9 protein-coding genes are annotated in these 8,410 nt (G+C 74.7%); 4 read left to right on the top strand and 5 right to left on the bottom strand.

Going from position 1 to position 8,410, the window contains the following annotated elements:
• Positions 1–425: 425 nt before the first annotated feature.
• Together aroQ and aroB are read right to left on the bottom strand one after the other, a co-directional pair.
• Entirely contained in the window at positions 426–857 is a 432-nt protein-coding gene (gene aroQ, locus NCC78_RS23195; RefSeq protein WP_250797031.1) for a type II 3-dehydroquinate dehydratase, read from the bottom strand.
• The gene (aroB, locus tag NCC78_RS23190) at positions 854–1,930 is read right to left on the bottom strand and encodes a 3-dehydroquinate synthase (protein ID WP_250797030.1); all 1,077 of its coding nucleotides are present in this window, start codon (positions 1,928–1,930) and stop codon (positions 854–856) included. Before aroB ends, aroQ begins: the two co-directional genes overlap by 4 nt.
• Positions 1,931–2,079: 149 nt before the next feature.
• On the opposite strand from aroB, the gene NCC78_RS23185 reads away from it, so the two are divergent.
• Complete coding sequence (locus NCC78_RS23185) at positions 2,080–2,604, top strand: DUF2243 domain-containing protein (RefSeq protein ID WP_250797029.1); 525 nt, start codon at positions 2,080–2,082, stop codon at positions 2,602–2,604.
• Positions 2,601–3,359, top strand: a complete 759-nt coding sequence (locus tag NCC78_RS23180; protein ID WP_250797028.1) for a cytochrome c oxidase assembly protein — start codon at positions 2,601–2,603, stop codon at positions 3,357–3,359. The genes NCC78_RS23185 and NCC78_RS23180 overlap by 4 nt, the downstream gene beginning before the upstream one ends.
• A gap of 82 nt (positions 3,360–3,441) precedes the next feature.
• On the opposite strand, the gene NCC78_RS23175 is transcribed toward NCC78_RS23180, so the two are convergent.
• A complete protein-coding gene (locus NCC78_RS23175; protein ID WP_250797027.1) occupies positions 3,442–4,407 on the bottom strand; it encodes a helix-turn-helix transcriptional regulator in 966 nt (321 codons plus the stop codon).
• A gap of 83 nt (positions 4,408–4,490) precedes the next feature.
• Here NCC78_RS23175 and NCC78_RS23170 point away from each other — a divergent pair, with 83 nt between their 5' ends.
• Positions 4,491–5,219: an alpha/beta fold hydrolase gene (locus NCC78_RS23170; RefSeq protein WP_250797026.1), complete on the top strand. Its 729-nt coding sequence runs from the start codon at positions 4,491–4,493 to the stop codon at positions 5,217–5,219.
• A gap of 68 nt (positions 5,220–5,287) precedes the next feature.
• Here NCC78_RS23170 and NCC78_RS23165 read toward each other — a convergent pair whose 3' ends face one another.
• Positions 5,288–5,803: a shikimate kinase gene (locus NCC78_RS23165; protein ID WP_250797033.1), complete on the bottom strand. Its 516-nt coding sequence runs from the start codon at positions 5,801–5,803 to the stop codon at positions 5,288–5,290.
• 20 nt (positions 5,804–5,823) lie between these two features.
• The gene (gene aroC, locus NCC78_RS23160; protein WP_250797024.1) at positions 5,824–7,002 is read right to left on the bottom strand and encodes a chorismate synthase; all 1,179 of its coding nucleotides are present in this window, start codon (positions 7,000–7,002) and stop codon (positions 5,824–5,826) included.
• 161 nt (positions 7,003–7,163) lie between these two features.
• Between aroC and NCC78_RS23155 the strand changes: the two genes are divergently transcribed.
• A partial coding sequence (locus NCC78_RS23155; protein WP_250797023.1) for a cation:proton antiporter domain-containing protein occupies positions 7,164–8,410 on the top strand: 1,247 nt, incomplete at its 3' end.

Below are 8,410 nucleotides of genomic sequence, written 5' to 3'. Positions count from 1 at the left end.
GGCCGCAGACCGGACCGGGCCGGCCGGCAGACGCGGACACCACCACGCCGAGCCGCACCAACTCGCCCAGCGCCGCCCGCGCCCGCGGACCCGCCCGCGCCCGGAGGCGTAGCGGGCGGCCCAGGCGTGCCGGTTCCACCACCGCTCACTCTCCGAAGCGGCCACCCGCCAGCCACCAGACCGCCACCACGCCCTTTGCTCTGCACCCAAGGCCGCACCGGTGACCGTGAGCGACAATCCGCAGGCCGCAGAGCTTCGGGTGGCTGAAGGAATCAGCAGCTCAGGGACGTGGTGCGGATTGGGGTGCAGAGCAAAGGGCGCGTAGGTCGGGGGCTTGTGAGCGACGAACGGTCACCGAAGGTTATCGCGCCGGCGAGGTCACTCAGAGCGACAGGCGGGCCGGAGCCGGCACGCCGGCAGGCACCTCAACGGTTCGGCGCGGCCAGGTGGTGCAGGGCGAGGCGGTAGCCGTCGACGCCGAGCCCGCAGATCACGCCGGTCGCCACGGCGGAGACCACCGAATGGTGCCGGAACTCCTCCCGGGCGTGGATGTTGGAGATGTGCACCTCGACCAGCGGGCCGCGCAGCAGGGCGCAGGCGTCCCGTACCGCGATCGAGTAGTGCGACCAGGCGGCCGGGTTGAGCACCACGGCGGCGCCCTCGTCGGCGGCGGCGTGCAGCCAGCCGAGCAGCTCGTGCTCGGCGTCGGTCTGCCGGACCGTCACGTCCAGGCCCAGTTCGCGGCCCGTCGCCTCGCAGAGCGCCACGAGGTCGGCGTAGCTGGTCGTCCCGTACACGTCGACCTGGCGGGTGCCCAGCCGGCCCAGGTTGGGCCCGTTCAACACGTACACCCTCATGCGGCGATCTCGCGGTAGGCGGCGTGCAGCAGTTCGTCGTCCGGGCCCTCCAGGATCGCCGGCCGGGCCAGCCCGTCGAGCACGACGAAGCGCAGCCGGCTGCCCCGGGCCTTCTTGTCCACCCGCATCGCGGCCAGCAGTTGCGGCCAGGCGTCCGGGGCGTAGCCGGTCGGCAGCCCGAGCGCCGCCATCGCGGTCCGGTGCCGCTGCGCCGTGGCGGCGTCCAGCCGCCCGGCGAGCCGGGCCAGCGCGCCGGCGTAGACCACGCCGACCGCGACCGCGTGGCCGTGCCGCCAGCGGTAGCCCTCCACCTTCTCGATCGCGTGCGCGAGCGTGTGACCGTAGTTGAGCACCTCGCGCAGGCCGGACTCGCGCAGGTCGCCGGAGACCACGTCGGCCTTGACCCGGATCGCCCGCTCGATCAGCTCGCGGGCCACCGGCCCGGTCGGGTCGGTGGCCGCCGCCGGATCCCGCTCGACGAGGTCGAGGATGACCGGGTCGGCGATGAACCCGCACTTGACCACCTCGGCCAGGCCGGCGGCGAGGTCGACCGGGGGCAGGCTGTCCAGGGTGGCCAGGTCGGCGAGGACCCCAACCGGCGGGTGGAAGGCGCCCACCAGGTTCTTGCCAGCGGCGGTGTTGATCCCGGTCTTGCCGCCCACCGCGGCGTCGACCATGCCCAGCAGCGAGGTCGCCACCGGCACCCAGCGCACCCCGCGCAGCCAGCAGGCCGCGACGAAGCCGGCCAGGTCGGTCACCGCGCCGCCGCCGACCCCCACCACCGCGTCGGTACGCGTGAACCCGGCCTCGCCCAGCCGGTCCCAGCAGGCCGCCGCCACGTCGATGTGCTTGCCGGCCTCGGCGTCGGGCACCTCGATCGGCAGCGGGGCGACACCCCGCGCGCGCAGCCGCTCGCCCAGCGCGTCGGCCAGCCCCTTGAGCGGCGGGGCGTGCAGCACCGCCACCCGGGTCGCGTCGGGCAGCAGCCCGGGCAGCGCGTCGAGCAGGTCACGGCCCACCAGCACGTCGTACGGCCGCTCGCCGCCGACCGGAATCCGGGTCACCTCGTCCATCGAGGGGCAGCCTAGTGCAGAAGGGTTCGCCGGGCGGCCGCTGTCCATCTGGTGGCGTCGGCGTGACGGCGACGGCGGCGGCGACGTTTAGCCGGGGAGGCCGGGGGCACGGCGGAGGAGGCCCGGCCCACGACGGCGGAGGTTCCCCCATGGCCACCACGACCATCGACGGCGCCGACATCCGGCTGCCCGCCACCATCCTCGGTGTCGGGCTGGGCGGATTCGTCGACGGCATCGTCCTGCACCAGGTGCTGCAGTGGCATCACCTGCTCAGCAGCACCGACACCGACAACGTCGGGATCCGGCCCTACCCGGTGGACACCGTCTCCGGCCTGCAGATGAACACCCTCTGGGACGGGCTCTTCCACGTGGTCACCTGGGTCGCGGTGCTCACCGGGCTGGCCCTGCTCCACGCCCGGGTCACCCGTTCCCGGGGCCGGCTCTGGCGCTCCCGGGCGCTGTGGGGCTGGGCACTCGTCGGTTGGGGGCTGTTCAACCTCGTCGAGGGGGTGGTCGACCACCACCTGCTCGGCATCCACCACGTCCACGGCGGCCCGCACCAGACCGCCTGGGACGTCGGCTTCCTGCTGTTGGGCGCCGCGCTGGTCGGCGTGGGCTGGGCGGTGCAGCGGCGCGCCACGGTGGTGGACGTCTGCGCCGCCGACCGGCGATGACCGGGCACCACGCGACCACCGTCGGCCCGCTGCTGCTCGTACCGCTGTTCGCCTTCTGGGTCTACCTGGCCGCCGCGCTGCGCCAGCGGGACCCGGGCCGGGGCGGCTGGAGCCACTGGCGTACGGCGAGCTTCGGCGCGGGCGCGGCGCTGCTCGCCGTCGCCGCGGTGCTGCCCGGCCACGACCTGGTCGGGCACATGTGGCAGCACCTGCTGGTCGGCATGGTGGCCCCGCTCGGGCTGGTGCTCGGCGCGCCCGGCACGCTGGCGCTGCGCACGGTGAGCCGGCGCGCCGGACGGGCCGCCGTGCGGGTGCTGCGCCACCCGGCGCCGCGGGTCCTCGCCCATCCGGTCACCGGTCTGCTGCTCACCGCCGGCGGCCTCTGGCTGCTGCACCTGACCCCGCTGCACCGGGCCACCCTGACCCACCCGGCGCTGCACACGCTGGTGCTGCTGCACTTCCTGGTCAGCGGCTACCTCTTCACCTGGGCGATCGCCGGCCCCGACCCGGGACCGCACCGCCCCGGGGTCCCCGTCCGGCTGGTCGTGCTGGGGGCGTCGGTGGCCGCGCACGCCACCCTGGCCCAACTGCTGTACGCGGGGCTGGTCGACGTCGCCGCCCCGCCGGAGCAGCTGCGGGCGGCGGCGACGCTGATGTACTACGGCGGCGACCTGGCCGAGATCCTGCTCGCCCTGGCCCTGCTGGTGACCTGGCGTCCGGCGCCCCGCCGCGCGGCGACGCCCGCCCCCGCCTGACCCGACCACCCGCGTCCCGACGACGGCTGGCGTGGGCGGGCGGGGGACGACGGCCACCGGGGCGGCGGCGGGGGAGGACGGTTCAGTCGGCTCCCCGCTCGGCCCAACCGGCCAGCCGGGTCGCGTGGGCGCGGACGGCGTCGCGCAGAGCGTCGGGACGGCGCACGGTGAACGGCCAGCCCAGCCCGCCGAGCAGCTGGGCCATGCCGTCCAGGCTCTCCGCGCGGGACCGCAGCAGCACCCCGTCGCCGGTCGCGGTCAGCTCGGCCACGCTGGGCGGGACGCGGCGTCGGGCGGTGACGAGGTCGGTCTCCAGCAGCACCTCGACGTCGTGGGCGTACGGCACACCGGCCAGGGATCGGGTCACCTGGGCCACCGGGTCGAAGCCGTCGGGCACGGTGAAGCCCTCCTGCTCCGTCGCCACCTCGCCGATCCGGTCCAGCCGGAACGTGCGCACCTCCCCGCGCAGGTGGTCGTGGCCGGTGACGTACCACCGGCCGGCGTGGAAGACCAGCCCGTACGGGTCGAGCCGGCGGTGCGACGCCGCGCCCGAGAAGGAGCGGTAGTCCAGCCGTACCCGCCGCCGCTGCCGGGCCGCCGCGGCCAGGGTGAGCAGGGTTCCGGTCGCCGGCCGGGCGTCCGGCTCGGAGCGGCGCAGGGTGAACCCGAGGTGCTCCTGCACGGCGGCGAGCCGTTCGCCCAGCACGGGCGGGAGCACCCGGCTGATCTTCGCCAGCGCGGTCGCGGTGGCCGGCTCCTCGGTGCCGAGCCCGAGCCGCTCGGCGGCGACGAGACCGAGCAGCACCGCCACCGCCTCGTCGTCGGTGAGCATCAGCGGCGGGAGCTTGTAGCCGGGGCGCAGCCGGTAGCCGCCGTAGCGGCCCCGGTCGGCGGTCACCGGGATGCCCAGTTCGACCAGGGTGGCGGCGTAGCGCCGCACGGTGCGCTCGTCGACGGCGAGCCGGCGGGCCAGCTCCGCGCCGGTGAGCCGGTGGTGGCTCTGGAGCAGCTCCAGCATGCCGAGCACCCGCGCGGCCGGATGTGACACAGCGCACTCCTTCAAAGCGGGCGGAAGCTGTCCGGATTCGATCGTACGGTGAACCCGACGACCGAGAGCGGAGGAGATCGCAGATGGCGACGTTCGTGCTGGTACCGGGGTTATGGCTGGGTGGTTGGGCGTGGCGGGAGGTGACCGCGAGGCTGCGCGGGCAGGGTCACGAGGTCCACCCGGTGACGCTGACCGGGGTGGCCGAGCGGGCGCACCTGGCCGGGCCGGAGGTGAGCCTGGAGACGCACACCCTCGACATCGTCCGGCTGATCGAGATGGAGGAACTGCACGACGTGGTGCTGGTGGGGCACTCCGGGGGCGGGCTGCCGGTGACCCAGGCGGCGGACCGGATCCCCGACCGGATCGCGCGGACGGTCTACGTGGAGAGCGGGCCGATGCCGGACGGGATGTCGCAGTTCGACAGCCACCCGCCGGAGGAGCAGGAGCGGCTGCGCGGCGTGATCGGCGACGGGCACCTGCTGCCCCCGCCCGCGTGGAACCCGGCCGAGGATCCGCAGAACCTGGCCGGCCTGGACGATGCCACCCTCGCGCTGCTGCGGCGCCGGTCCACCCCGCACCCGCTGCGCGCCGCCACCGACCCGGTGCGCCGCACCGGTGCTCGGCCGGTGCCGACCGCCCTGGTGGCCAGCACCTTCCCGCTGAAGGTGGTGGAGGACATGATCGCCCAGGGGCACCCGTTCTTCGCCGGGCTGGCCGGCGGCCAACTGCACGCGCTGCCCACCGGGCACTGGCCGATGCTCAGCGAGCCGAAGGGCCTGGCCGAGGTGCTCGACAGCATCGCAAGGAGCTGAGCGGCTGCCGGCCGGTCCGCGCGTGCCGGCCGGACGCCGCCCCGCCACCGCGGGCGGCGGCCGGCCGATCAGCGCGTGAGCAGCGCCGCGATCTCGGCCGCGATCTCCGCGGGGGCCCGTCCGTCGGTGGTCACCGTCGCGGTGGCCACCTCGGCGTAGAGCGGGCGGCGCTGGTCCATCAGGTGCTTCAGCGTCGCGCGGGGGTTGAGCGCCAGCAGGGGCCGGCCCGCTCCGAGCCCGACCCGCTTGACCGCGTCGGTCAGCTCGACGGAGAGGTGCACCACCGGGTGCCCGACCAGGGCGGCGCGGTTCTCCTCGGCGAGGATCGCGCCGCCGCCGAGGGCGAGCACCCCGGAGCAGGAGGCCAGCGCCGCCGCCACCGCCGCCCGTTCGAGGGTACGGAAGTGCGCCTCGCCCTCGTCGATGAAGATCTCCGAGATCGGCTTGCCGGCGAGCTGCTCGATGTCGGCGTCGGTGTCGCGGAACTCGACCCCGAGCGCCTCGGCGAGCGCCCGACCCACCGTCGTCTTGCCCGAGCCGGGGGATCCCACCAGCACGCAGACCGGTCGGGTGGACCCGGTCACCGGGCCACCCTCGGCACCGCTCACCGGATCACCATCGCGTCGAGGTAGCCGGCCAGGTTGCGGCGGATCTCGGCGACCGAGTCGCCGCCGAACTTCTCGGTGGCCGCCTCGGCCAGCACCAGCGCCACCATCGCCTCGGCGACGACCGCGGCGGCGGGGACTGCGCAGACGTCGGAGCGCTGGTTGATCGCGGTGGCCGGCTCGCCGGTGGTCACGTCCACCGTGGCCAGGGCCCGGTTCAGCGACGAGATGGGCTTCATCGCGGCCTTCACCCGCAGCGGCTCACCGGTGGTGATGCCACCCTCCAGGCCACCGGCCCGGTCGGTGACCCGGCGGACGCCGGTGGCGGTGGGCATGATCTCGTCGTGCGCCTCGGAGCCGCGGGAGCGCGCCTGCTGCCAGCCGTCGCCGATCTCCACGCCCTTGATCGCCTGGATCGACATCAGCGCGGTGGCGAGCCGGGCGTCCAGCTTGCGGTCCCACTGCACGTGGCTGCCCAGGCCCGGCGGCACCCCGTACGCCAGCACCTCGACCACGCCGCCGAGGGTGTCGGCCGCCTTCTTCGCGGCGTCGACCTCGGCGACCATCCGCGCGCTGGCCTCCGGGTCGAGGCAGCGCAGCGGGTCGGCGTCGATGCGGTCGGCGTCCTGCGGGGTCGGGCGCAGGCCGGGCTTCGCGGCGACCGGCCCCAGCTCGACGACGTGGGAGACGATCTCGATGCCGAGGGCCTGCTTCACCAGGGCCTTGGCGACGGTGCCGACGGCGACCCGGGCGGCGGTCTCCCGGGCGCTGGCCCGCTCCAGGATCGGGCGGGCGTCGGTGTGGCCGTACTTCTGCATGCCGGCCAGGTCGGCGTGGCCCGGGCGGGGGCGGGTCAGCGGCGCGTTGCGGGCCTGCCCGGCCAGCTCGTCGGCGTCGACCGGGTCGGCGGCCATCACGGTCTGCCACTTGGGCCACTCGGAGTTGCCCACCCGGATGGCGACCGGGCTGCCGATGGTGACGCCGTGCCGGAGCCCGCCGATGATCTCGACCTCGTCCTGTTCGAACGCCATCCGGGCGCCCCGGCCGTAGCCGAGCCGGCGGCGGGCGAGCTCGCCGGCGATCTCGCCGGTGGTCACCTCGACCCCGGCGGGTACGCCCTCCAGCAGCGCGACGAGGGCGGGACCGTGCGATTCACCTGCAGTCAGCCAGCGCAACACAGCGGTCAGTCTGTCACGCCCGGTGGCCGCCCCCGAGCGGTGCCCACCGCGTCCCGCCCTGCGGACGCGACACGGGCCGACGGAAAACCCTAAGATCAGGTCGGTGCGCCGGGAAGTCTGGTCGGCAGTGACTTCGTCGACCCCTGATCCCGGGAGTTCCGGTGCTGCTCTTCGCGTTCGCCGCCGTGCTGCTGCTGGCCGTGCTGCTCTCCAGCCTGGCCCACCGGACGATCCTCTCCACCGCGGTGCTCTTCCTGGTCGCCGGCTTCGTGCTGGGCCCGGAGACCACCGGCTTGCTGGACATCACCGCCGACTCGCCGATCGTGGCGACCCTGGCCGAGCTGGCGCTGTTCACCGTGCTCTTCACCGACGGCATGCGCGTGGGCTGGGCGGACCTGCGGTCGGCGTGGCGGCTGCCCGGCCGGGCGCTCGGGTGGGGACTGCCGCTGACGTTGCTGATCACCGCGCTGCTGGCGCACTACGTCGTGGGGCTGGACTGGCCGGAGTCGCTGCTGCTCGGTGCGGTCCTCGCCCCCACCGACCCGGTCTTCGCCGCGGCGCTGGTCGGCAACGAGCGGGTGCCGGGACGGCTGCGGCACCTGCTCAACGTGGAGTCCGGGATCAACGACGGCCTGGCGCTGCCCTTCGTCATCCTGTTCCTGGCGGTCGCGTCCGGCTCGGAAGACCTGCACCTGGACGAGCTGGGTCTGGAGCTGCTGCTCGGTCTGGTCATCGGGGTGGCGGTGCCGTGGCTGGCGCTGCGCCTGGAACGCAGCCGCTACTTCTCCGCCTCCACGCAGTACGAGCCGCTGAACGGGGTGGCGATCGGCCTGCTGGTGCTGGCCCTGGGACAGGTCACCCACGCCAACCTCTTCCTCGCGGCGTTCGCCGCCGGGGTCACCGTGGCCACCTTCGGCGAGCGGCAACGGGAGAGCTTCGCGCACTTCGGTGAGCTGATCGCCGAGCTGTTCAAGCTCGCCGCGCTGCTGGTGTTCGGCGCGCTGATCTCGATCGGGTTCCTGGACGAGATCTCCTGGGCGGGCTGGGTCTTCGCGGTGCTCGCGATCGTGGTGGCCCGCCCGGCGGCACTGGCCGTCTCGTTCCTCGGCTCCCGGCTGAGCCGTACCGAGCAGTTCGCCGCGATGTGGTTCGGTCCGAAGGGCTTCGCCTCGGTGGTCTACGGCCTGCTGGTGCTCCAGGCCGGCATCCCCGCCGGGGACGAGATCTTCCACCTGGTCGCGCTGACCATCGTGCTGTCGATCCTGGCGCACTCCTCCACGGACATCGTGATCGCCCGGATCTTCGACCCGGCCACCACCCCGGCCTGGTACGAGAAGCTGCGCCAGGCCTCGGTGGAGCGCCGCGAGCGCCGCCGCGACCGCCGCGTCGCCCGCCGCCCGGACACCCG

Source organism: Micromonospora phytophila, assembly GCF_023656545.1.
GTDB classification, from domain to species: domain Bacteria; phylum Actinomycetota; class Actinomycetes; order Mycobacteriales; family Micromonosporaceae; genus Micromonospora; species Micromonospora phytophila.
Note: the sequence above shows the minus strand (reverse complement) of the source record. Positions and strands in the feature narration are given on the sequence as shown.